Source organism: Rhizobium esperanzae, assembly GCF_002204185.1.
GTDB lineage: Bacteria > Pseudomonadota > Alphaproteobacteria > Rhizobiales > Rhizobiaceae > Rhizobium > Rhizobium esperanzae.
The window spans coordinates 84,867-106,348 of sequence record NZ_MXPU01000008.1 but is presented as its reverse complement, the minus strand read 5'-3'; the positions used below and the strand labels follow the sequence as shown (position 1 = coordinate 106,348).

Genomic DNA, 21,482 nt, shown 5'->3' with positions numbered 1-21,482 from the left:
ATCTCCATTCGTGTGAAGACGGAGTAACCATCTGCTGGAGCCGATGTTCCCGCGGTCTATTCGGCTAATTCCCGGAAGGTGATTGAATAACGCAGTCGATCGACAGGCGGGATGGAATGCTCCCAGAGCGTTCTTGAGGCGCCTGCCATGAGATAGGCGGAGCCGGGTTCAAGCACGAGCGATTGCCGCTGCCACTTGTTGCCGTTCCGGCGCCTCAGCCTGAAGGTGCAGGACGAAAGCAGGGAGATGCCGACGACCCGGCCGAACACGGATTTATCCTTGTGCCAGCCGATCGGCGCGCCGGGTGCGTATTCCGTCACGAGAGCATGTTCGAGCGCCTCCGGCACGATATCCGCGAAGCGTGCGGTGACCTCTCGAATGGGGAGCAGCCATGAGGGTATTTCCTCTGTTTTTCTCATGCGCTGGCTCTCGAAGTCGTATCTCCAGCCGAAGGAGACGGTTCTGCGGTTGCCTTCGAACCCATGGAAGTCGAAGGCTTTGAACGGCAGGACAGGTATTGCTTCGAGAGCCGAGCTCTGCAGATCGGCGGGCACAATATCCCGCGAATATCGGAAACCCTCGGGAAAGCCGTCGTCAGCCCCGCCAAAGAGATCCTTCTGTGCCATCATGGCCACCGCTCGTTCCTCAATGCACGCTCGGCGTTTCCATGACCATCGCGAAATCTTCTGCGACCAATTCGCTGACTGCTATGAGGATTTCCTCTCGTGAAAAGCCCGATGTCAGTGCGCGCTGGATCAGCTCCTGCAAATCCGGCTCCACAACATCGCGGCAATCCTCGAGACGTTCCTCCGAAATGGTGAGGCTATTCAATTCGTCCATTGTCTATCCTTTCGGGAAATGTAACCGCTGAGACCGGGCAGGATTCTAACGTGCGGCCGTCCGCTTGCGCCCGACCAGCAGCCCTTCGCGCTGCATCTTCTTGCGTGTAGCCTTTCGCTGCCGGCTGATCGCCTGCGCCTTTTCCCGGACGCGGCGTTCGGACGGTTTCTCATAGGCGCGCCGTTCCTTCATTTCGCGGAACAGCCCTTCGCGCTGCATTTTCTTCTTCAAGGCCCTGAGGGCCTGATCGACATTGTTGTCTCTGACGAGTACCTGCATGTCGAATTCTCCTTATTGAATGATGTGTCGATCGTCTTTCAGCCAAACTGCGCGACGATCGGCGCCTGTATTCGCGCGGCTAAAGAGGTCGAAATGCCTTTGAGGCTCCGGCAAGTTCGGGAACATGTCGTCCTTTTGCGCTTGCCGGCCTACGACCGCAATCGCAGTCGCTGTGTTTCGTCGCTCAAAAAGAAATCCTCTGCCGGCCGCGGCCGGATTCATCGTTTGTTGCTGGGATTGCCCATAGCGGGCGGATGACGCCCACCGCCGATCCTTTACGTCTTTGACGAGTCGGCACTGCTTGAGTGACCGATGGGATCGGGTTCGGCTCTAAAAATAGGTGGCGGCGACGGGGATTGCAATGGTGTGCGGGCACCATAAAGCAGCACCAGAAAAACGCCGCCGTAACCTAGCCGCCACAGAAGTTCCTTCAAGTTTACCGCGTGTAAATTGTTCTAAATTGCTTCAAATTTGATTGAAGCGCCGTACGTAATGGTCGTTTTATGAAGCGGAGACACACGTTATAGGTGAATCTTAACCTTTCGTTAAATAACCCGTTGACTTGAAGTATTAATAAGTTGTTAAAGAAGCCGCTCTCGAAGGTCAAATTGGCCCGTTAAATATACAATTTTAGGAGAAACTAATGGCTTCCCCAATTCACGCAACTGATGATAGTGCAATATTTCAAGAAACTGACGTAATTTCCGGAAATCTGCTTTCCAACGATTCGTCCGACAACGGTCACCTGTTCCTGCGCGCCTTTGACGGTGCCAGCGTTGGTGCTAAGAGCGGCATGAGCCAGGTCACCGAAATTCAGGGTGAGTACGGCACGTTCTTCGTCAAGCCGGACGGCAGCTATACCTATGTTCTGAGCGATGCTGCAAAGATTGGCTTCACCAACGGGGAACTGCTCCAGGAGAAGGTATCGTACAAGATCTCCGATGGCAGCGGTCACACCGATGTTGGCCTTTTCACGCTGAACATACAGGGCGTTACCCAAAAGCCGATCGCAGTCGACGATACCTACAGCTTCACCGAAGGCAGCCCCATCGCCGGCAACGTTCTCGACAACGACATTGCCGGCGACAACGGCAAGCTGTTTCTCCGTCAGTTTCTGAGCACGAAGGTGGACTCCAAGGCTGATGCCGTAACCGATGTTCAGGGCACCTACGGCATGTTCCACGTCAAGGCCGACGGCTCGTTCACCTATGATCTGACGAGCGATCTGAACGATGGTCAGACCTACACGGAAGTTCTCCGTTACTATAAGATCTCCGACGGCGAAGGCCATACGGACACTGCCAAGGTGACGCTGAACATCCTCGGCACGGACGCTCATCCCGACAGCGTCGGTGTTTGATCCGCAGCGAGATCAGTGAGACAAGACGCCCGCCGCGCAATCGGCGGGCTTTTTTGTACATGTGCCGCCCCTTGGCAGACATAACCCTTTTTAGCTAGTTCTTATAAAAGAGAGGCGGGCGTAGTCTCGATGTTCGGAGGACACGCCCTTGACCGAACACATCGAACCCAAGCAAATCGAAACGGACGAACTGACGAAAGTCTGGTCCGTAACCGAGTTCTGCGCTCGCCATCGGATAGATGTCGAGGAGCAAGCGTTGTTGCTCAAACTCTTCGGACCATTCGCGACAGCCTGCGAGTTGCTCCATAATGCCAGGCGTGCGCCTCGATACCGATGAGGTCCTCGCTCGCCGACCGGCGATATTCCCCGCTTCCTTAGTTCATTTCGACTTGCCATCCCCTTGAACCGGCAGAAGCATCACCTGATCGGGTGACGTTCGTTGTCGCGCTCCGGAGGGATCGGGGAATTCCCATCCGTCGTCACGCCCGTTGTGAGCGGGAGCGACCCTCCATGACTTCCCGATCGGACAATCTCCTGAATTGCTCCTCGCTCTCTGCACAAAATCTGCAATCCGGCGGGGCATCTTCCCGTCATGAGCAAAAACGACACCCCGCCGCGCGTCACATCGCCAACCTTGCCGGATCGCCTGCGCAAGGACGGGTGGTGGCTGACCGAGGTTCCTATCGAGGCAAGGCTGGGAAATACGCTCATCATGATTGAAAATGGGCATCCGCAAGAGGAGCACCAATGGACACAGCCGACATCCTGACACAACCGCTGCCCATCAGGCGCGGCAGCGGCCGGGTCGCCGCGCTGCTTGCGCTGGTGGCGCTTGCCGATTTTCTGATCTTCGGTCACGCGCCCGGGATCAATCTTTTTCTCTTTGCTGTTGCGGTCTGCGTCGGCATTCTGTTCTCGGCGCGCAAGCCGCCATCGCCTTCGACAGCGGCTCTTCTCGTGGGCTTTCTGGTCCTGGCTTCGGCGCCCCTGCTGGAAGCGCCCTCACTCACGGGCCTTGCCTTTTGCGTCGGTGGGCTGATGTCGGTCGCTCTCGTCAGCGCCGACCTGATGCCTCGTCGGCTAGCAGCCCTGCCCCCGGTATTTCTTCGGTTCGCTCTCGTCATTCCTTTGCGACTTGTCGAGAGCATCAAGAAATATCTTGCGAAGCCGGGCAGACGCCTCTCCCTTGTCAGCGTTCGACAGGGCATCGGTCTTTGGATCATGCCTGTCGTTCTCGCAGCGGTTTTCGTGTCTCTCTTTGCGGCTGCGAACCCGCTTATCGAGATTGCGCTGCGGAGCGTCGATTTCGGCGTTCTGCTGCAGTTCCTCGATCATTGGCGGATAGGCTTCTGGCTGATGACCGCCATCGTGGTTTGGGCGATGCTGCGGCCGCGCTTGAAGCGGCGTGCTGCGCGGTCGCAGGCCGGCAGGACGTTCATGATCGTGCCCGCCAGGAATGCACCGCTCGGCCACGCCTCGCTGCTGCGGTCGCTCGCCCTGTTCAATGCCGTCTTTGCGGTGCAGACGCTCCTCGATCTCGTCTATCTCTGGGGTGGCGTGGATCTGCCGGATCACATGAGTCATGCTGAATATGCACATCGCGGCGCCTATCCCCTGATTGCGACGGCGCTTCTGGCCGCCGGTTTTGTCCTCGTTGCGATGCGACGCGGCGGACCCGGCGACTATAGTCCGCTCATCCGCGGCCTTGTCCACGCCTGGATCGCTCAGAACGTCCTTCTCTGCCTGTCGTCGATGCTGCGTCTTGGGCTTTACATCGAAGCCTATTCGCTGACGGAACTGCGTGTTGCCGCCGGTCTCTGGATGGGGCTCGTCGCCATCGGTCTCGTGCTCATCCTGCTGCGCATTCTGCTCAACCGATCCAACGAATGGCTGATCGCAATGAACCTCGCCTCTCTTGTGACGGTTCTCTATATCAGCGCCTTCATCGACTTTCCGGCTTTCATCGCTCGCTTCAACGTCGCCCACAGCCAGGAGATCACTCGGGAGGGTCCGCCGCTCGACCTTGCTTATCTCTCCTCGCTTGGCCCCTCCGTCATACCGGCGCTCGATCTCTATCTCCGCAAGCTGCCGGACCACCTGATCGACCAGAGGAGCGAAGCGGTGACAGCTCGGTATTATCTCTCCAGGAATTTCGGGATGCGCCGGAGCGGCTGGCGGAACTGGACCTTCCGGGCGGCGCGACTGGAGAACTATCTTCTGTCTCCTGCGACCATTGCAAGATCGAACGAGAACGATAACAACAGGCACGACAAACCAACGCAGGACTGGTGATGGCGCCCCGTATTCTCGTCGTCGATGACGAACCTCACATCCGCGATGTGATCTGTTTCGCCCTTGAACGCGCGAACTTGGCGTCGATGGCGGCCCGCAACGGTGCGGAGGCGATGGCGGCCTTCCGCCGCGGCAACATCGATCTGATCATTCTCGACATCGGCATGCCCGGTATGGACGGTCTGGAAGTCTGCCGTCAGATCCGCACGACGTCAGGACTACCGATCCTGTTTCTGTCGGCGCGCGACGAGGAGATTGACAGGATATTGGGCCTCGAAATCGGCGGGGACGACTATGTGACGAAGCCCTTCAGCCCGCGTGAACTCGTGGCGCGGGTGAAGGCGATCCTGAAGCGCAGCGGCAACGAAGCGGGGCCGGATAGGCGCCACGTCACGCTCGTCGCCGGCGAGCTCAGCCTGGATCGCGCCGGCAGGACCGTTATGTTCGACAAGAGCGCTGTTGCGACGACGGCGCTCGAATTCGCCATCCTGGACGCATTGCTGTTACGGCCCGGTATGGTCTTCAGCCGCGAGCAATTGATGGAGGCGGCCTACGGCGCCGGCACCTATGTCGCCGATCGCACGATCGACAGCCATATCCGCAATATCAGGGCCAAGTTGGCCGCCGTCGGCGGCTCCGGGGTCATCGCAACCGTTCACGGCATCGGCTTCAAGCTCGGCGGTGAAATCGGGAGGAAGGCGTGATGCCGGCGCCGAAAGTCCGGGTGAAATGGCGGCCGCCGCTGGCGCTGATCGTCTACGCGGTGCTTCTCACGGTGATGGCGCTGCCTGTCCTGATCGTCATCTGGTTTCGCGCCACGGAGGCGAGCGCGAACCGGATGGAGCCGGTGGAAATCATCGCCCTCGTCGTCGTCCTCGTGTTGACGCTCGCCGTCGCCTACGTGCTGACGCGCACCATCACCGGTCCCATCGACGCCCTGATCGCCCGGACGGATGAGATCGCCCGCGGCGGCAAGGCAGCGATCCGTCCGCTTGAAAGCTATGGGACGCGGGAGATCGCCGTCTTGTCGCAGAGTTTCCTCGATCTCGCGGGAAAACTGGTCGACCGCACCGAATATGTCCGCTCCTTTGCCGCTCATGTGTCCCACGAGTTGAAATCGCCCCTGACAGCCATTCGGGGCGCGGCGGAGCTTCTGCGTGATGATGATGCCGACAGAGCGATGACGAAGGCGCAACGCCTGCACTTTCTGGACAACATCGCCGCCGACGCTGTCCGTCTCGACGCGCTGCTGCAGCGGCTGAGGGAACTTGCACAGGCGGAAATGCCGATGACCGGGGGCGGAGCCAGCATTGCAAGCGTCATGGCCCTACTGTGCCAGCGATTTCCCGCTCTTGATATCTCAGGGAAAGGCGATACGGAGACATTGATTGCGCTTCCCGACGAGGCTGCCATCATCGTTTTCGCCAACCTTGCCGACAACGCCCTGCAGCACGGCGCCGCGCTGCTTGAATTCACCGTGTCGGCCGACGCCCGAACAGCACTCATTCTCGTCCGTGACGATGGCAGCGGTATTTCCGAGGCAAACCGCGACCGCATCTTTCAGCCGTTCTTCTCGACCCGCCGCGAAGAGGGCGGCACCGGCATGGGGCTCGGCATCGTCCATGCCATGCTCAGCTCCCACGGCGGCACGATCCACCTTCGGCAGACGACCGGCGCCGGCGCCGAATTCGAAATTGCGATGCCCTTGCTTTCCCAGCGCGGCTGAGGAGACCGCGCCGTCAGCTTTTCAGATAGCTGACGACGGCATCGGCGATCATTCCGCGATGGCGCTCGATGGTGTCGCTGTCCGATAGGTTGCGCCGGAAGATCGTGCCGAACGTATAGCGGTTCGAGACGCGGAAGAAGCAGAAGGCGCTGATCATCATATGGATGTCGATCGGGTCGGCGTTCCGCCGGAAGACGCCCTGGTCGAAGCCGCGCTGCAAAATGCCGGCGATGGTTTCGATGACCGAGACGTTGAGATCGCGGATCGCCTCGGAGCGAAGCATATGGGCGGCATGATGGATGTTCTCGATGCTGACGAGACGAACGAAGTCAGGATTGGCCTCGTCATGATCGAAAGTCGTTGAGATCAGCGTCCTCAACGCCTCTTCCGGCTCGAGATTGGACAGATGTAGATCGGATTCCAGCGAGCGTATCTTGCGGTAGGACTGCTCGAGGACGGCAAGATAGAGCCCTTCCTTGCTGCCGAAATAGTAATAGATCATCCGCTTCGAGGTGCGCGTCTTCTCGGCGATCGCGTCGACGCGGGCGCCGGCAAGCCCATGGGTGGAGAATTCCTCCGTTGCGACGAGGAGGATATCTTCCTTCGTCTGCTGTGGATCGTTCTTCCGGCCGTTTTCGCCCCGTTCCGCCATGAGCCTGATTGCCGATCCTCTAACTTGTTGTCGTGCATAAGGAATTCAGACTGTGGCCGGCGTTCGACGCGAACGTCTCCATCTGTCTTTTCGTCAGTCTTATTCATCTTGGCTGCATGTTTCAATAGATGACGCTTGACATACGAACTAGTTAGTACATTTTGGAATCGCGACAATGGAGGAATTGATCGCGACGGCAATTGTTCGGTCACGGCACGCTTTCGCATGTCTGACGGATGGTCGGCGGACGGCCTAGACAAGGCCGCGCTTGGAGGAGCGAATGACCCGTATTATCGACTTTTATTTCTTCGCGCTGAAAGCAACGATCGCTCTGTTACTGGCGGGCATGGTCGTCCTCGTCTTCGGGAACGTCGTGTTGCGTTATGCCTTCAACCAAGGCATCACCTCGTCGGAAGAGCTGTCGCGTATCTTCTTCATATGGCTGACTTTCCTCGGCGCGGTGGTGGCAATGCGCGAGCATGCCCATCTCGGCGTCGACTCCCTCATCGTCCGCCTCCCGAAAACCCTCGCGAAGCTCGCCGTGCTCCTCGGCTATGGAATGATGCTGGTCGCCACCTGGCTGATGATCAGCGGCAGCTGGGCCCAGACGCTAATCAACCTTCACGTCTCGGCCCCGGCGACTGGCATTTCGATGGGCGTCTTCTACGGCGCGGGGCTCGCCTTTGGCGTGCCGGCCTTTTTCATCCTTCTGTGGGATGCTTTTGCCATCGTGACCGACCGCATCGACGTGACGACCGCCGAGCTTGTGCGCGACAGCGAGGAACAGGCGGCACTTGAAGATCCCGCGCAGACGGTATTCCCCGTTCTGAAGCCGAAGCACTGAGGAGCGCGTCATGACTGTCACGATCTTCCTCGGCGCCCTTCTCGGTCCGATGGCGCTCGGCGTTCCGATCGCCTTTGCCCTCATCATTACAGGCGTGGCGCTGATGATGTATCTCGGCATGTTCGATGCGCAGATCGTCGCGCAGAACGTGCTGAACGGCGCCGACAGCTTTCCGCTGATGGCCGTGCCTTTCTTCCTTCTCGCCGGCGAGGTGATGAACACAGGCGGCCTTTCGCGCCGCATCGTCAATCTCGCCATGGCCATGGTCGGCCATATCAGGGGCGGCCTCGGCTTTGTTGCCATCTTCGCGGCCTGTGTGTTGTCGAGCCTTTCCGGATCGGCCGTCGCCGATGCGGCCGCGCTTGGCGCCCTGCTCTTCCCGATGATGCTGAAATCGGGCCATGATCCGGCTCGCGCCGGCGGCCTGCTCGCTTCCGCCTCGATCATCGGCCCGATCATCCCGCCCTCGATAGGCTTCATCCTTTATGGCGTCATCGGCGGGGTCTCGATCACCAAGCTGTTCCTGGCCGGCATTTTTCCAGGCCTGATGATCGGCGCGGCCCTTTGTGTCACTTGGCTGATCGTGGCGCGCAAGGAGCAGTTCGCCCTTCCGCCGAAGCAAAGCAGCGCGGTGCGGATGAAGGCATTCGCCGAGAGCATCTGGGCGCTGATGCTTCCCCTGATCATCATCTTCGGCCTGAAATTCGGCGTGTTCACGCCGACTGAAGCCGGTGTCGTCGCGGCTGTCTATTCGCTCTTCGTATCGATGGTCGTCTATCGGGAACTGCCGCCGTCGCGGCTGTTCGAGGTCTTCGTCGCGGCCGCGAAAATCACCTCAGTGGTGATGTTCCTGGTGGCCTGCGCCGCCGTTTCGGCATGGCTGATCACCGTCGCCGACGTGCCCGGCGAACTCGCCGCTCTCGTCGAACCGCTGATGGATAATCAGACACTGCTGCTGCTTGCCATCATGGTGCTGATCGTCGTCGTCGGCACCGCCATGGACATGACGCCGACGATCCTGGTCATGACGCCGGTGCTGATGCCTATCATCAAGCAGGCGGGGATCGATCCGGTCTATTTCGGCGTGCTGTTCATCATCAATAATTCGATCGGGCTGATAACGCCGCCGGTCGGCACGGTTCTCAACGTCATCTGCGGCGTGTCGAAGCTCTCGATGGAGGATCTGATGAAGGGCGTCATTCCCTTCATGATCGCCGAACTGATCGTTCTTTTTCTGCTCGTCCTTTTTCCCACACTGGTGACCGCGCCGGTCGCCTGGTTCGGGCACTGACTTCGCCTGCGGCGATGGAATTTCAACATGGCCGGAGGGAGATGCCGGCCTCATCCTGGGAGGAAAACATGCTGACTAGATTGACGAAACTGGCTCTGGGGCTGGCCCTGCCGATTGCCCTCCTGGCAAGCGGCCCTGCAATGGCCGAAATCCGCGAACACAGCCTCAAATTCGCCGCTGCCAACAACAAGGGCCATCCCCAGGTGATGGGCATGGAGAAGTTTGCCGAGCTGATGAAGGAAAAGAGCGGCGGCAAGATCGAGGTCAAGCTGTTTCCGGGCGGTGTGCTCGGCGGCGACGTTCAGACGGTGTCGGCGCTGCAGGGCGGCGTCATCGAGATGACCGTGCTCAACGCCGGCATTCTCGCCAGCAACGTCAAGCAGTTCGGCGCCGTCGACCTACCCTTTCTCTTCAACAGCGGCGAAGAGGCGGACAAGGTGATGGACGGCGCGTTCGGCACGAGCCTGATGAAGCTTCTGCCCGATACCGGCCTCGTCGGTCTCGCCTATTGGGAGCTCGGCTTCCGTAACCTCACCAACAACCGTCATCCCGTCACCAAGCTCGAGGATATCAAGGGCCTGAAGATCCGCACGATCCAGTCGCCGATCCCGATCGAACTCTTCAACAGCCTCGGGGCCAATGCCGTGCCGCTGCCCTATACGGAGCTCTATACAGCGCTTGAGACCGGCACCGTCGACGGCCAGGAGAACCCGGCCGCCAACATCATCAATGCCAAATTCTTCGAAGTGCAGAAGTACATGACGATCACCCGTCACCAGTACAATCCGCAGATCGTGCTCATCAGCAAGAAGTTCTGGGATGGTCTGAACGATGAGGAAAAGGCGGTCTTCCAGTCCGCCGCGACGGAAGCCCGCGACTATCAGCGCAAGGTGTCCAGGGAAAAGGATGCCAACGCGATCGCGGAAATCAAGAAGACCGGCATGGAAGTCGCCGAACTCAGCCCCGAAGAGACGCAGAAGCTGCGCGACGCCGTCAAGCCGCTGATCGACAAGTTCACGGCTGAGATCGGCGCGGAGACCGTCACGCAGCTCTTCAAGGAGCTCGACACGGTTCGCGGCAAGTAAGCGGATCAGGGCCCGCAGCGATCCTGCGGGCCTTTCCCATCACAAGAGAAACGGGAACTGGCGCATGGCCGAGACACTGCTGAAACCGTTGAAGGCCGGGCTGATCGGCTCCGGCATCCAGGCTTCGCTGACGCCTGCCATGCATATGGAGGAAGGTGCGGCGCAGGGGCTGGATTACGATTATGAGCTGATCGATCTCGTCAAGCTGAATGCCTCGCCTGCCGATCTTTCGCGGCTGGTCGCGGATGCCGAAGAGCGTGCTCTTGCCGGCCTCAACATCACCCATCCCTGCAAGCAGCTCGTCATTGCCCTGCTCGACGAGCTGTCGCCGGAAGCCCGGGCGCTCGGCGCCGTCAATACGGTCGTTCTGAAGGACAACAAGCGCTTCGGGCATAATACCGATTGGTGGGGCTTCGCCGAGAGCTTCCGGCGCGGGCTGCCGCAGGCCGATCTTTCCTCGGCCGTGCAGCTCGGAGCGGGTGGAGCGGGTGTCGCAACCGCCTATGCGATCCTGACCCTCGGCCTGAAGAGACTGACGGTCTTCGATCGTGAGCATGAGCGCGCCGTCGATCTGGCGGAAACGATGTCCGCGCTCTTTCCCGATGCGTCGATCACTGCCGGCGGCGACCTCGAGGCCGCGATGAAGGCGGCATCCGGGCTGATCCACGCGACGCCGACCGGCATGGCCAAATATCCCGGCACGCCGCTTCCGCCAGAACTTCTGGAAAGGCGGCATTGGGTTGCTGAAATCGTCTACTTCCCCCTGGAGACCGAGCTATTGCGGAAGGCGAGGCAGCGCGGTTGCCCGACGCTCGATGGCGGCGGCATGGCTGTCTTTCAGGCGGTCGGCGCCTTTCGCCTGATTACCGGCAGGGAGCCGGATGCCGGTCGCATGCTTGCGCATTTCAAGACCATGACGACTTAACGCTCTCGCAAGGACCACTGCGATGAAGACATCGATTGCGACTGTTTCGCTGAGCGGCGACCTCCGCGACAAGCTGGAGGCGATCGCCAAGGCCGGCTTCGACGGGGTTGAGATCTTCGAGAACGACTTCCTGATCTTCGACGAAAGCCCGAAGGAGGTCGGCCGGATGGTGCGCGATCTCGGCATGGAGATCACGCTCTTTCAGCCGTTCCGCGATTTCGAAGGCATGCCTGAGCCGCTGCGCAGCCGCACCTTCGACCGGGCGGAGCGCAAATTCGACCTCATGCAGGAAATGGGCACCGATCTCGTGCTGGTCTGCTCCAACGTCTCGCCGGCATCACTCGGCGGTCTCGACCGGGCGGCGGCGGATTTTCGTGAACTCGGCGAGCGCGCCGCCAAACGCGGCCTGCGCGTTGGCTATGAGGCGCTCGCCTGGGGCCGCCACATACACGACCATCGCGATGCCTGGGAGATCGTCCGGCGGGCCGATCATCCGAATATCGGCCTGATTCTCGACAGCTTTCACACGCTGTCGCGCAAGATCGACGTCAACTCGATCCGGTCGATCCCGAAGGAAAAGATCTTCATCATTCAGCTTGCCGATGCGCCGGTGATCGATATGGATCTGCTCTATTGGAGCCGGCACTTCCGCAACATGCCGGGTGAAGGCGACCTGCCGGTGCTCGGTTTCATGAAGGCCGTTGCCGCAACCGGCTATGACGGCTATCTCTCGCTGGAGATCTTCAACGATCAGTTCCGCGGCGGTTCGCCAAGCGCGATCGCCGTCGACGGCCGTCGTTCGCTGATCTATCTCGGCGATCAGGTGAAGCGTGAGCAGCCGGAGAGCGCTCTGCCGGTGCCTTCAATGCCGCCGCGCGTTGCCGTCGAGGGCATCGCCTTCGTCGAGTTCACCGCCGATGAAGACGAGGCGCCGGAGCTCGAGGCGCTGTTTGCGAGCCTCGGTTTTCTCAAGGCGGCCAAACACAAGACCAAGCGGGTGACGGTCTTATGCCAGGGCGCCATCAATCTCGTGATCAATACCGAGCGGAAAGGCTTTGCCAGCGCCTCCTACGCCGTCCATGGCACTTCCGCCTACGCCGCCGGCCTGATGGTCGACGATGCCAAGGCGGCCTTGCAGCGCGCGATGGCGCTGGGCGCCGAACGGTTCTCCCAATCGCTCGATGCCGGCGAAATCGAGATGCCGGCGGTCCGCGGCGTCGGTGGCGGCGTCCTCTATTTCCTCGACCGCAAGAGCGAGCTTGCCCGCATCTGGGAGATCGAATTCGATGCGATCGAAGACGACGCCGCGCCGCAGCCGGCCGGATTGCAATCGATCGACCATATGGCGCAGACGATGAAGTATGAGGAGCTGCTGACCTGGCTGCTGTTCTACACCTCGCTCATCGAAGCTGAGAAGACGCCGATGGTCGATATCGTTGATCCCTCCGGCATCGTCCACAGCCAGGTGGTGGAGAATGCGCAAGGCTCTTTGCGCATCACGATGAACGGCGCGGAAAACCGCAATACGCTCGCCGGCCGTTTCATTGCCGAAACCTTCGGCTCCGGCATCCAGCATCTCGCCTTCAGGACCGACGACATCTTCGCGACCGCCGCCGCTCTTGCTGCAAACGGTTTCGTGTCGCTTACGATTTCGTCGAATTATTATGACGATCTCGAAGCCCGCTTCGGCCTCGACGCCGAATTCGCCGATCGCCTCAAGGCCAACAACATTCTCTATGACCGCGATGACTCAGGCGAATATTTCCAGCTCTACAGCCCGACCTATGGCGAGGGTCTGTTCTTCGAGATCGTCGAGCGGCGCGGTTACCGCGGCTATGGCGCCGCGAACGCCATCTTCAGGATTGCCGCACTGAGGAAACATTTGCGGCCGCCGGGACTGCCCCGCGCCTGAGATGCGATGTCAGGCCGAGGTCCGCAGCATGAGCTCGGCATTGAGAAGAATACGGGCCGCCGGCGTGGTGGCAAGCCCCTCGCCTTCGCCGAGCCTGCCGAGCAGCATTTCGATCGCGAGCCGGCCGATCTCGTTATAATTCTGTGCCACCGTCGTGATCGGGGGGCAGGCGTAGCGCGACAGGGGGTGATCGTCATGTCCCGCGACCCGCAAGTCGTAATTGGCGCCGTGGCCGACCTTGAGGCCGAGCTGGAATGCAGCGGCGATGACGCCGAAGGCGACGCGGTCGTTGGCGCAGAGCACAGTGCGCGTCGGAAAGCCCTGCCCCGACGTCAGGATGCGGGTCGCTTCCTCGAAGCCGAAGCGCTCGAAGTCCCAGCTCTTGCTGTCTGTCAGCTCGACAATGCTGGGCGCCATCTTGAACTGGTCCATCGCTTCCAGATAGGCCGTCTGGCGGGTCAAGGCATTGGTATTGACATGCGGCATGCCGAAATAGCATGGCGGCTCGCCCGAGCGGCAGAGATAATCAACGATCAGGTTGAAACTCTGCCGGTTGTTCGTGCCGACGAAGGAGGATGTCTCGTCGAGCGGCGAATCGACATAGATGAGCGGTACGCTGCGGCCAAGCTCGTCGAGCGTGGCGTGATGAGATTCGACGCCAAGCGGCGCGATGATCGCGCCGGCGACATTCATCGATTTCAGCGTCTTGATCGCCCGATCCTCCATTTCAGCCTTGCCGTCTGACGACAGGACGAAGGCGAGGAACCCGGACTCATTGGCGATCATCTCGATACGGCGGGTCAGCGCCATATAGAAGGGATCGGTGGAATTGGGGATGATGACGCCGAGAATGTTGCTGCGCCGCCGGTTGAGGTTGACGGCGAAGATATTCGGCCGGAAACCCGATTTCTTCAGCGCCTGCTCGATTGCTTCCCGTGTCTTCTGGCGCACCGACATCGGATCGCTGAAATATTTCGAGACGGTGGGACGCGACAAGCCGACGAACTCCGAAAAGTCCTCCATGGTTTTGATCCTCTTTCCCACCATCTGATCTCCTGACGCGGCGTCTCCGACGGTTTCTAGATGACTCATCGCCGGACGAAAAGCGGCCCTGTCGATCACCTGAACCTAAAGCGTGTCGCGCAAAAGTGTGCGCGGTTTTGCGATAACGACAGGCGTAAAAACAAAGACCTAAAGCACGGGGAGCGAATCTGAAAGATCGCCACGTGCTTTAGTCTATGGAGAACTGCACCTTCATCGTTGCCGGATCGGCGGACTTTTTGGTGATAAAGGGAAGCACTTCGCCAAGCGGCAGCCGGTGGGAGACCAGCTGCGCCATGGCGCCGGTATCTCTTCTAAGAACGTCGAGCGCCCGGGGAATGTTGCGGTTCAGCGAGTGGGAGCCGGCGAAGCGGATCTGGCGTCGGAAGATCTCGAAGGGCGCGATGGAAATGCGCTGGTCGGGGGCGCAGACGCCGAAGACCAGAACCGTGCCACCATCGGCGGTAAAGTCGATCATGCTTTCGACGACGCGGGCAATGCCGGTTGCATCGGCAACGAAATCGAAAGAGCGGCGGCGGCCGGCGAGCGCTTCGGAGCCGGAGACGGCCGTCTCCAGTCCCAGCCGCTCGGCAAAGGCCAGGCGGCCCTCGTTGATATCGGCAACCGTTACCGACGAAACGCCTTCGGCCTTCAGGGAAAGCGCCAGCAGCAGTCCGATCGGCCCGGCGCCGAAGACGAGCGCCGTTTCCGTTCCCGCCGGACCGGCCCGCAATCCGGCGCTGCCAAGGCCGTTCAAAACGCAGGCGAGCGGCTCGGCGAGCGCGGCGAGATTGAAGTCGAGATCGCCGATCTCATGCAGGTGATCGGTCCTGACCAGGCTGTATTCGGCAAAACCGCCGTCCTCCGTGACCCCATAGGCCTTCAGATCGCGGCAGAGATTGGTCAGTCCCTTGCGGCAGGCCCGGCACTGCCCGCAGGGAAGATTGGGATCGACGACGACACGGGCGCCGACGGCACGGCCGGAGACATCGCCGGCCACGGCCTCGATCACGCCGGCATATTCATGACAGGGGACCAGCGGAAAGCGGCCCTCGCCGTAACGGCCGTAGAGGACGTCGATATCGGTGTGGCAAAGACCGGCGGCGCGCACGCGCACAAGCGCATGGCCGGGCCGCAGTTCCGGCAGCGGCAGCGCCTTGGTGACCGCGATGCCCTTCTCGGTATAGCAGATGGCTTCCATCTCAGACTCCAGACGTCTTGCGCGAGGGCGATCAGTTCATCCAGTTGCCGCCGTCGACATTGTAAGTCTGGGCAAGGATATAGTCGCTGTCCGATGAGGCGAGGAAGACGGCGAGGCCCTTGATGTCGTCGGGTGTGGCGAAGCGGCCGATCGGAACGGATTTGGCGACGGCAGCCTTCTTCTCGCCAGGCTTCAGCCCCTCCCATTTGGCAAAATGCGCATCGACGATATCCCAATGCTCGCCGTCGACGACGCCGGGGGCGATCGCATTGACGTTGATGCCGTATTTGACGAGCGCCAGTGCTGCCGACTGTGTCGCCGAGATGATCGCCGCCTTGGAAGCGCAGTATAAAAGCACCAGCGCCTCGCCGCGCCGTCCGGCCTGGCTGGCCATATTGATGATCTTGCCGCCCCTGCCCCGGTTGATCATGACGTTCGAGACGGCCTTCATCATGAAGAGCGGCCCCTTCAGGTTGATCGAGAAGACCTTGTCGTAGCTGGCCTCGGTGATCTCGTTGACCGGGGCCATGTCGAAGATGGCGGCATTGTTGACGAGGATGTCTATACCGCCGAACTCCTTGTCGACCTGTGCAACGAGAGTGTCGATGGCCGACAGTTCCGTGACGTCGAGCTTCATCGCCTTGGCAACAGGGCCGATCGCGGCGGCGGACTTCGTTGCCCGCTCGATATCGATATCGGCAATCACGACCTTGGCGCCTTCCTTGACGAAGGCTTCGGCAAAACCGAGGCCGATGCCGCGCGCGCCGCCGGTGATGAGGGCGACCTTGTCTTTCAGTCTCATGTCGTTCTCCAGTTCAGCCGGCGCAGACGCCGGTAGTGCGAAATGACGCTAGCCGCCTGACCTTTCCGGGAGGAACTCGCGGCAGACCGCGAGGATGAAAGGCTTACTTCGGGTAGCCGGCCTTCTTCATGTCGCGTTCGACCTGTTTCTGAGCACTGTCGAGAGCGGCATCGACCGATTGCTGTCCGGACAGAGCGGCGGCGATCTGCTGGCCGACGCTCGTGCCGATGCCCTGGAACTCGGGAATGGCGACAAACTGAACACCGGTATAGGGAACGGGGTCCTTGGTCGGCTTGGACGGGTCGGCCGAAAGAATGGCCTTCAGCACGGTATCGGCAAAGGGAGCCGCCTTTTGATATTCCGGCAGGGCGTAGGTCGATTTTCTGGTGCCGGGCGGCACCGCGACCCAGCCCTCCGTCTCGCCAACCTTCTTGACGTAGTCCTTGGAGGTTGCCCATTTCAGGAAGGATTTGGCCGCATCGAGCTTGGTCGAGGTGGCCGGGATTGCCAGGTTCCAGGACCATGACCAGCTCGATCCGTTCGCGGTAACGGCGACAGGCGCGCGCGTGAAAGCGATCTTGTCGGCGACCTTGCTCTGCTTCGGGTCGTAGACGCGGCCGGCAGCCGACGTGGCATCGATCCACATCGCGCAATGACCAGTCGAAAACAGCGCCTGGTTTTCGTTGAAGCCGTTCGCAGTCACGCCGGGAGGACCATATTTGGTCATCAGCTCGACATAATCTGTAATTGCCTTCTTCCACGGCTCGGAATTGATCTGCGGCTTCCAGTCCATGTCGAACCAGCGGCCGCCATAGGCGTTGATCATGGTTCCGAGGAACGCCATGTTCTCGCCCCAGCCGGGCTTACCGCGCAGGCATAGGCCGTACTGTTCCTTCGATTTGTCGGTCAGCTTGGCCGCATATTCCTTGATCTGGTCGTAGGTCGGTTCATCAGGCATCTTGATGCCGGCGGCATCGAAGAGATCCTTGCGGTAAAGCGTAAACGAGCTTTCTGTATAGAAAGGCACGGCATAGAGCTTGCCGTCGACGGTCAGGCCCGTCTTGATCGGAGAGAGCAAGTCGTCATAGTCGTAGTCGGCGCCGAGATCGTCAACGGGCGCCAGCCAGCCCTGCTTGCCCCAGATCGGCGCCTCATAGCCGCCGATGGTGATGATGTCGTACTGGCCGCTCTTCGTTGCGATGTCGGTCGTCACCTTCTGGCGCAGGACATTTTCTTCGAGCACCACCCAATTCACCTTGTTGCCGGTCTCCTTCTCCCATTCCGGCGACAGTTTCTGCATGATGATCATGTCGCCATTGTTGACGGTGGCGATCGTCAGTTCCTCGGCGCCGACCAGTCCGGCGGTCAGTGCGAGGCAGGCGACGGATGCAGATAGAATGCAAATGATCTTGCTCATGGTCTCCGCTCCTCCTTTACGGATGTTCACGCATAAAATTACATGCGTAAACTTCTATCCGCCAACTTGATCGATCTTGTCAAGCGGGTTTGGGGAGGTAAATCCATCGCATCTTATAGCGCTCATGCAAATGTACGCCCATTCTTCAGCTCGGAGGACGTTCTGCGGCGCAAGATGAAGCAGTCTCTATTCGCTGCATTGCAATATTAAAATTATCGCGCGTCAAATTCGTCTTGACTGCCTTCCGCAAGCAAGTTACGGCGGATCGAGATTTGATGAATGCGGAGAGTGCAGATGCCGTCACAAAGGGCGATTGCGCCGGAAGCGCTCGGACCGACGATCACCGTCGGCGAGATCCTGGTGGAGATCATGGCGACCACAGTCGGCACCGGCTTTCTCGAGCCGCAATCCCTGACAGGTCCCTATCCGAGCGGCGCACCGGCGATTTTCATCGATCAGGTCGCGCGCATGGGCGGTGCGGCCGGCATCATCGCCGGTGTCGGCGATGACGATTTCGGCCGGCTGAACGTCGACCGCCTGCGGCAGGACGGCGTCGACGTGTCGGCCATCGCAATCCATGAAGACTGGCCAACAGGCAGTGCTTTCGTTCGCTACCGGCCGAATGGCGCCCGGGATTTCGTCTTCAACATCGCCAGATCCGCGGCCGGCCAGATCGGCTTGACTTCAGCCGCCGAGGCTCTCGTCCGGCGTGCCGGCCACGTGCATGTCATGGGAACGGCTCTCACCATTCCTGGTGCCCGCGAGGTGATCCTCTATGCCGTCGAGACGGTGCAGGCCCGCGGCGGTTCGGTGTCGCTGGACCCCAACATTCGTAAGGAATTGCTGACCGATGACGGCGCGCTGGGCAGCTTCAATCAGGTGCTTGCCACAGCCGACCTGCTGCTGCCCTCCGGCGAGGAGCTTTTCACCGCCGCCGGCCGCGCAGACGAAGCGGCGGCGGTCGCCAAGCTTTTGGAGAGCGGCATCGGTGAAATCGTCCTGAAGCGCGGTGAACAGGGCGCTTCCTTCTTCGGCCGCGGCCTACCGCGCATCGATTGCGCAGCCTTCACCGTTGACGAGGTCGATCCGACCGGCGCCGGCGACTGCTTCGGCGCCGCCTATCTCACCTGCCGCCGCAAGGGCATGGCGCCGGATGCCGCCCTGCTCCACGCCAATGCGGCCGGTGCACGCAACGTGACCCGGCTCGGTCCCATGGAAGGAGTCTCCGCCCTTGCCGAACTCACGGCCTTTATTGCCGAAACCCCGAGGAGATAGACGATGGACCGGATATTGACCCGTCTTGCCGCCGCGCGGCGCGAAGGCAGACCCTTCGGCATCACCTCCGTCTGTTCCGCCCATTCCCTCGTCCTCAGGGCTGCCATCCGGCGGGCGGTGCGCGATGGTGGGCCGGTCCTGATCGAGGCGACCTGCAACCAGGTCAATCATCTCGGCGGTTATACCGGCATGAGGCCGGAAGACTTCATCCGCTTTGCCGAGCGCATTGCCGCCGAGGAAGGGCTCGACCCCGCGCAGATGATCTTCGGCGGCGATCACCTCGGTCCCAATCCATGGCGCAAGAAGGCGCCGGAAGCAGCGCTTGAGCAGGCAGAGCTCATGGTCGAAGCCTATGTCAGAGCCGGATACGGCAAGATCCATCTCGACGCCTCGATGGGCTGCGCCGGCGACCCGGCAGTGCTCGACGACCGGACGATCGCCGAACGTGCCGCAGGATTGGCAGAGATCAGCGAAAGGACGGCGAAAGCGATCGGCGTGCCGCCGCCGCTTTATATTCTCGGCACCGAGGTTCCGGTGCCGGGCGGCGCCGACCATGCGCTCGAAGAACTCCGGCCGACCGCGCCGGATGCAGCCCGCTCGACGATCGCCATTCATCGCGAGATCTTTTCGCGGGCTGGGTTGGAGGAGGCGTTTTCCCGCGTCATCGCCTTCGTCGTCCAGCCGGGTGTCGAATTCGGCAGCGAGAACGTCTTCGGCTACAGGCCCGAACTTGCGAGTGAATTGACCGCACTGCTCGACGAGGAACCGCAATTCGTCTTCGAGGCTCATTCCACTGATTATCAGACGCGCGATGCGCTGACGCGGCTGGTGCAGGACGGCTTCCCGATCTTGAAGGTCGGCCCCGGCCTGACCTTCGCGCTGCGCGAGGCCGCCTATGCGCTCGACATGATCGCGACCGAGATGGTTCCTGGATACGGCGACAGGCCGCTGGCCGCAACGATGGAGGCGGTGATGCTGTCGGCGCCGGGTGACTGGCAGGCTCACTATCACGGTGATGAGACGGCCTTGCGTCTGCAGCGGCACTACAGCTACAGCGATCGTATCCGCTACTACTGGAACCGCCCCGAGGCGGATAATGCCTTCGAGACACTACTCGCCGCTCTCCGCGGAAAGACAATTCCGGAGACGCTGCTGCACCAGTTCCTGCCGCAGCTCTCGCCAGCCGAAGCCGGCGATCCCGAGACAATATTGATTACCGCGGTCGACCGCGTACTTGCCGACTACCAGAGCGCCTGCGGCACGAAGCCGTGAACTTCTGAACGCAAGGAAAAACGGCTTAGCCGCCGGGAACCCGCCCTCCCCTCTCCGAGCTTTACCGCGTCGTATAAAACGCCGCCGCCCTGGCGGCGCATGGGCGCGAGCGCGGCCCGGCAGGCGCGGAAGACGGCGTCGACGTTGACGGTCATGATCTCGCGCCAGATGGCATCGGAGAACTCGCCGCTGTTGCCGTGAATGGCGATACCGGCATTGTTGACGAGGATGTCGAGCCGGCCGGACCGCGAAAGGGTTTCCGTCATGAGCGCGTCAGCAGCACGCTCCTTCGCCAGATCTGCGGCGATGAACTCGAAATCGACCCCTGCCCTGGAGAGCCGTTCCTCAGCGGCTTCATTGCGCGTTCGTCCCGCGATGAAGACCTTGGCGCCTGCCTCGCCGAGCGCTTCGGCGATTGCCAGCCCAATGCCGCGCGTCCCGCCGGTCACCAGCGCCACCTGTCCGTTCAGACGAAATCTGTCGAAGATCATGTCCGTTTCCTTTCTGCGCTTGCCGGAGGCGCCACATCTTCATCAGATGTCCGTGCTCTGCGGCAGAATGACGAGGTCGCGGATGGTGACGTTGCGTGGACGCGTCAGCATGAAGAGCACCGCTTCGGCCACTTCTTTCGGCTCCATCAGACCACCGGCGGCGAGCGCCTCGTCGAGCTTCTCCTGCGGCCAATCGCTGAGAAGAGCGGTCACGACAGGCCCTGGCGCGACGGCGCCGACCCGCAAGCCGTGCTTGGCGACCTGGCGTCTGAGCGTGTGGACAAAGGCCTGGACCGCGTGTTTGGAAGCCGTATAGATCGGCTCCCAGACCACCGGGATCATCCCGGCGACCGAACTCGTCAGGATGATATCGCCGGTCTTGCGTCCGACCATATGCGGCAGGACGGCGTGCACCGAGCGAAATGCGGCATTGATGTTCAGGTTGAGCATGCGATCCCAGGCGTCGGGATCGCCATCAAGCACTTCACCGCCGATATAGGAGCCGGCATTGGCGTGGAAAATGTCCAGCTGGCCCGCTTTCTCCAGAATAGCAGGCATCATCTGCGCCACGCTTTTTGGATCCAAGAGATCGACGACCAGCGGAATGGCCTTTTCGCCGAGTTTCGAGCAGACATCCCTCAACGCCTCTTCGTTGCGGTCGATCAGCACGACGCGGGCGCCTGCTGCAAGCATGGTCTTGGCGCACTCCAGGCCGATACCCGACGCCGCCCCAGTGACGGCCGCGACTTTTCCAGACAGATCCTGTCCCATTTTCTT

22 protein-coding genes and 1 pseudogene are annotated in these 21,482 nt (G+C 60.8%); 13 read left to right on the top strand and 10 right to left on the bottom strand.

The window, feature by feature from the left end:
- Positions 1-56: 56 nt before the first annotated feature.
- Genes B5E41_RS14175 through rpsU form a run of 3 tightly spaced genes read right to left on the bottom strand, consistent with a single transcriptional unit; the run spans position 57 to position 1,119 of the window.
- Positions 57-626: an alpha-ketoglutarate-dependent dioxygenase AlkB gene (locus tag B5E41_RS14175; protein WP_176439397.1), complete on the bottom strand. Its 570-nt coding sequence runs from the start codon at positions 624-626 to the stop codon at positions 57-59.
- Positions 627-645: 19 nt separating this feature from the next.
- The gene (locus B5E41_RS14170; protein ID WP_064807118.1) at positions 646-840 is read right to left on the bottom strand and encodes a hypothetical protein; all 195 of its coding nucleotides are present in this window, start codon (positions 838-840) and stop codon (positions 646-648) included.
- 45 nt (positions 841-885) lie between these two features.
- Positions 886-1,119, bottom strand: coding sequence for a 30S ribosomal protein S21 (rpsU, locus tag B5E41_RS14165; RefSeq protein ID WP_064807120.1), 234 nt, complete (start codon positions 1,117-1,119; stop codon positions 886-888).
- 643 nt (positions 1,120-1,762) lie between these two features.
- On the opposite strand from rpsU, the gene rapA2 reads away from it, so the two are divergent.
- From rapA2 to B5E41_RS14140, 6 genes are all read left to right on the top strand, one after another.
- On the top strand, positions 1,763-2,479 hold the full coding sequence (gene rapA2 / locus B5E41_RS14160; protein WP_088394518.1) for a calcium-binding lectin RapA2: 717 nt from the start codon (positions 1,763-1,765) through the stop codon (positions 2,477-2,479).
- Between the two features lie 148 nt (positions 2,480-2,627).
- Complete coding sequence (locus tag B5E41_RS14155) at positions 2,628-2,816, top strand: hypothetical protein (protein ID WP_088394516.1); 189 nt, start codon at positions 2,628-2,630, stop codon at positions 2,814-2,816.
- 255 nt (positions 2,817-3,071) lie between these two features.
- Entirely contained in the window at positions 3,072-3,248 is a 177-nt protein-coding gene (locus tag B5E41_RS31685) for a hypothetical protein (RefSeq protein WP_176439394.1), read from the top strand.
- Positions 3,227-4,771 carry a DUF4153 domain-containing protein gene (locus B5E41_RS14150; RefSeq protein WP_088394514.1) on the top strand — a complete coding sequence of 515 codons (1,545 nt, stop codon included), beginning with the start codon at positions 3,227-3,229 and terminating at the stop codon, positions 4,769-4,771. Before B5E41_RS31685 ends, B5E41_RS14150 begins: the two co-directional genes overlap by 22 nt.
- Positions 4,771-5,475, top strand: coding sequence for a response regulator (locus B5E41_RS14145; protein WP_088394512.1), 705 nt, complete (start codon positions 4,771-4,773; stop codon positions 5,473-5,475). The genes B5E41_RS14150 and B5E41_RS14145 overlap by 1 nt, the downstream gene beginning before the upstream one ends.
- On the top strand, positions 5,475-6,497 hold the full coding sequence (locus B5E41_RS14140; protein WP_088394510.1) for a sensor histidine kinase: 1,023 nt from the start codon (positions 5,475-5,477) through the stop codon (positions 6,495-6,497). Before B5E41_RS14145 ends, B5E41_RS14140 begins: the two co-directional genes overlap by 1 nt.
- A 13-nt stretch (positions 6,498-6,510) precedes the next feature.
- On the opposite strand, the gene B5E41_RS14135 is transcribed toward B5E41_RS14140, so the two are convergent.
- Positions 6,511-7,149, bottom strand: a complete 639-nt coding sequence (locus B5E41_RS14135; RefSeq protein ID WP_064807132.1) for a TetR/AcrR family transcriptional regulator — start codon at positions 7,147-7,149, stop codon at positions 6,511-6,513.
- 280 nt (positions 7,150-7,429) lie between these two features.
- Between B5E41_RS14135 and B5E41_RS14130 the strand changes: the two genes are divergently transcribed.
- The 5 genes from B5E41_RS14130 (at position 7,430) to B5E41_RS14110 (ending at position 13,206) form a co-directional block, all read left to right on the top strand.
- Entirely contained in the window at positions 7,430-7,993 is a 564-nt protein-coding gene (locus tag B5E41_RS14130; protein WP_088394508.1) for a TRAP transporter small permease, read from the top strand.
- Positions 7,994-8,003: 10 nt separating this feature from the next.
- Positions 8,004-9,284: a TRAP transporter large permease subunit gene (locus B5E41_RS14125; RefSeq protein WP_088394506.1), complete on the top strand. Its 1,281-nt coding sequence runs from the start codon at positions 8,004-8,006 to the stop codon at positions 9,282-9,284.
- 68 nt (positions 9,285-9,352) lie between these two features.
- Positions 9,353-10,369 (top strand): TRAP transporter substrate-binding protein, encoded by a 1,017-nt coding sequence (locus B5E41_RS14120; protein ID WP_088394504.1) that lies wholly within the window; start codon positions 9,353-9,355, stop codon positions 10,367-10,369.
- A 64-nt stretch (positions 10,370-10,433) separates the two neighbouring features.
- On the top strand, positions 10,434-11,294 hold the full coding sequence (locus tag B5E41_RS14115; RefSeq protein WP_088394502.1) for a shikimate dehydrogenase: 861 nt from the start codon (positions 10,434-10,436) through the stop codon (positions 11,292-11,294).
- Positions 11,295-11,316: 22 nt separating this feature from the next.
- Positions 11,317-13,206, top strand: coding sequence for a bifunctional sugar phosphate isomerase/epimerase/4-hydroxyphenylpyruvate dioxygenase family protein (locus B5E41_RS14110; RefSeq protein ID WP_088394500.1), 1,890 nt, complete (start codon positions 11,317-11,319; stop codon positions 13,204-13,206).
- A gap of 9 nt (positions 13,207-13,215) precedes the next feature.
- Here the strand turns inward: B5E41_RS14110 and B5E41_RS14105 are convergent, their stop codons facing one another.
- From B5E41_RS14105 to B5E41_RS14090, 4 genes are all read right to left on the bottom strand, one after another.
- Positions 13,216-14,229 carry a LacI family DNA-binding transcriptional regulator gene (locus B5E41_RS14105; RefSeq protein ID WP_088394752.1) on the bottom strand — a complete coding sequence of 338 codons (1,014 nt, stop codon included), beginning with the start codon at positions 14,227-14,229 and terminating at the stop codon, positions 13,216-13,218.
- 208 nt (positions 14,230-14,437) lie between these two features.
- Positions 14,438-15,448 carry a zinc-dependent alcohol dehydrogenase family protein gene (locus B5E41_RS14100; protein ID WP_088394498.1) on the bottom strand — a complete coding sequence of 337 codons (1,011 nt, stop codon included), beginning with the start codon at positions 15,446-15,448 and terminating at the stop codon, positions 14,438-14,440.
- A 31-nt stretch (positions 15,449-15,479) separates the two neighbouring features.
- Positions 15,480-16,250 carry an L-iditol 2-dehydrogenase gene (locus B5E41_RS14095; protein ID WP_088394496.1) on the bottom strand — a complete coding sequence of 257 codons (771 nt, stop codon included), beginning with the start codon at positions 16,248-16,250 and terminating at the stop codon, positions 15,480-15,482.
- A 103-nt stretch (positions 16,251-16,353) separates the two neighbouring features.
- Positions 16,354-17,667 carry an ABC transporter substrate-binding protein gene (locus B5E41_RS14090; RefSeq protein ID WP_176439392.1) on the bottom strand — a complete coding sequence of 438 codons (1,314 nt, stop codon included), beginning with the start codon at positions 17,665-17,667 and terminating at the stop codon, positions 16,354-16,356.
- A gap of 294 nt (positions 17,668-17,961) precedes the next feature.
- Here B5E41_RS14090 and B5E41_RS14085 point away from each other — a divergent pair, with 294 nt between their 5' ends.
- Together B5E41_RS14085 and B5E41_RS14080 are read left to right on the top strand one after the other, a co-directional pair.
- Positions 17,962-18,942, top strand: a complete 981-nt coding sequence (locus tag B5E41_RS14085) for a tagatose kinase (protein ID WP_088394494.1) — start codon at positions 17,962-17,964, stop codon at positions 18,940-18,942.
- Between the two features lie 3 nt (positions 18,943-18,945).
- Positions 18,946-20,214: a D-tagatose-bisphosphate aldolase, class II, non-catalytic subunit gene (locus B5E41_RS14080; RefSeq protein WP_088394492.1), complete on the top strand. Its 1,269-nt coding sequence runs from the start codon at positions 18,946-18,948 to the stop codon at positions 20,212-20,214.
- 74 nt (positions 20,215-20,288) lie between these two features.
- Here B5E41_RS14080 and B5E41_RS14075 read toward each other — a convergent pair.
- A pseudogene (locus B5E41_RS14075) lies at positions 20,289-20,705 on the bottom strand (SDR family NAD(P)-dependent oxidoreductase); the annotation flags it as partial.
- A 42-nt stretch (positions 20,706-20,747) separates the two neighbouring features.
- Positions 20,748-21,476 (bottom strand): SDR family oxidoreductase, encoded by a 729-nt coding sequence (locus tag B5E41_RS14070; RefSeq protein WP_088394490.1) that lies wholly within the window; start codon positions 21,474-21,476, stop codon positions 20,748-20,750.
- Positions 21,477-21,482: the final 6 nt, after the last annotated feature.

Excerpts from the sequence above, each read along its gene's own strand:
- B5E41_RS14090 (WP_176439392.1), bottom strand. The coding sequence starts at position 17,667 with ATGAGCAAGATCATTTGCATTCTATCTGCATCCGTCGCCTGCCTCGCA.
- B5E41_RS31685 (WP_176439394.1), top strand. The coding sequence starts at position 3,072 with ATGAGCAAAAACGACACCCCGCCGCGCGTCACATCGCCAACCTTGCCG.
- B5E41_RS14095 (WP_088394496.1), bottom strand. The coding sequence starts at position 16,250 with ATGAGACTGAAAGACAAGGTCGCCCTCATCACCGGCGGCGCGCGCGGC.
- rpsU (WP_064807120.1), bottom strand. The coding sequence starts at position 1,119 with ATGCAGGTACTCGTCAGAGACAACAATGTCGATCAGGCCCTCAGGGCC.
- B5E41_RS14170 (WP_064807118.1), bottom strand. The coding sequence starts at position 840 with ATGGACGAATTGAATAGCCTCACCATTTCGGAGGAACGTCTCGAGGAT.
- B5E41_RS14125 (WP_088394506.1), top strand. The coding sequence starts at position 8,004 with ATGACTGTCACGATCTTCCTCGGCGCCCTTCTCGGTCCGATGGCGCTC.
- rapA2 (WP_088394518.1), top strand. The coding sequence starts at position 1,763 with ATGGCTTCCCCAATTCACGCAACTGATGATAGTGCAATATTTCAAGAA.
- B5E41_RS14080 (WP_088394492.1), top strand. The coding sequence starts at position 18,946 with ATGGACCGGATATTGACCCGTCTTGCCGCCGCGCGGCGCGAAGGCAGA.
- B5E41_RS14115 (WP_088394502.1), top strand. The coding sequence starts at position 10,434 with ATGGCCGAGACACTGCTGAAACCGTTGAAGGCCGGGCTGATCGGCTCC.
- B5E41_RS14085 (WP_088394494.1), top strand. The coding sequence starts at position 17,962 with ATGCCGTCACAAAGGGCGATTGCGCCGGAAGCGCTCGGACCGACGATC.
- B5E41_RS14070 (WP_088394490.1), bottom strand. The coding sequence starts at position 21,476 with ATGGGACAGGATCTGTCTGGAAAAGTCGCGGCCGTCACTGGGGCGGCG.
- B5E41_RS14110 (WP_088394500.1), top strand. The coding sequence starts at position 11,317 with ATGAAGACATCGATTGCGACTGTTTCGCTGAGCGGCGACCTCCGCGAC.
- B5E41_RS14120 (WP_088394504.1), top strand. The coding sequence starts at position 9,353 with ATGCTGACTAGATTGACGAAACTGGCTCTGGGGCTGGCCCTGCCGATT.
- B5E41_RS14105 (WP_088394752.1), bottom strand. The coding sequence starts at position 14,229 with ATGGAGGACTTTTCGGAGTTCGTCGGCTTGTCGCGTCCCACCGTCTCG.
- B5E41_RS14140 (WP_088394510.1), top strand. The coding sequence starts at position 5,475 with ATGCCGGCGCCGAAAGTCCGGGTGAAATGGCGGCCGCCGCTGGCGCTG.
- B5E41_RS14130 (WP_088394508.1), top strand. The coding sequence starts at position 7,430 with ATGACCCGTATTATCGACTTTTATTTCTTCGCGCTGAAAGCAACGATC.
- B5E41_RS14100 (WP_088394498.1), bottom strand. The coding sequence starts at position 15,448 with ATGGAAGCCATCTGCTATACCGAGAAGGGCATCGCGGTCACCAAGGCG.
- B5E41_RS14150 (WP_088394514.1), top strand. The coding sequence starts at position 3,227 with ATGGACACAGCCGACATCCTGACACAACCGCTGCCCATCAGGCGCGGC.
- B5E41_RS14175 (WP_176439397.1), bottom strand. The coding sequence starts at position 626 with ATGGCACAGAAGGATCTCTTTGGCGGGGCTGACGACGGCTTTCCCGAG.
- B5E41_RS14135 (WP_064807132.1), bottom strand. The coding sequence starts at position 7,149 with ATGGCGGAACGGGGCGAAAACGGCCGGAAGAACGATCCACAGCAGACG.
- B5E41_RS14145 (WP_088394512.1), top strand. The coding sequence starts at position 4,771 with ATGGCGCCCCGTATTCTCGTCGTCGATGACGAACCTCACATCCGCGAT.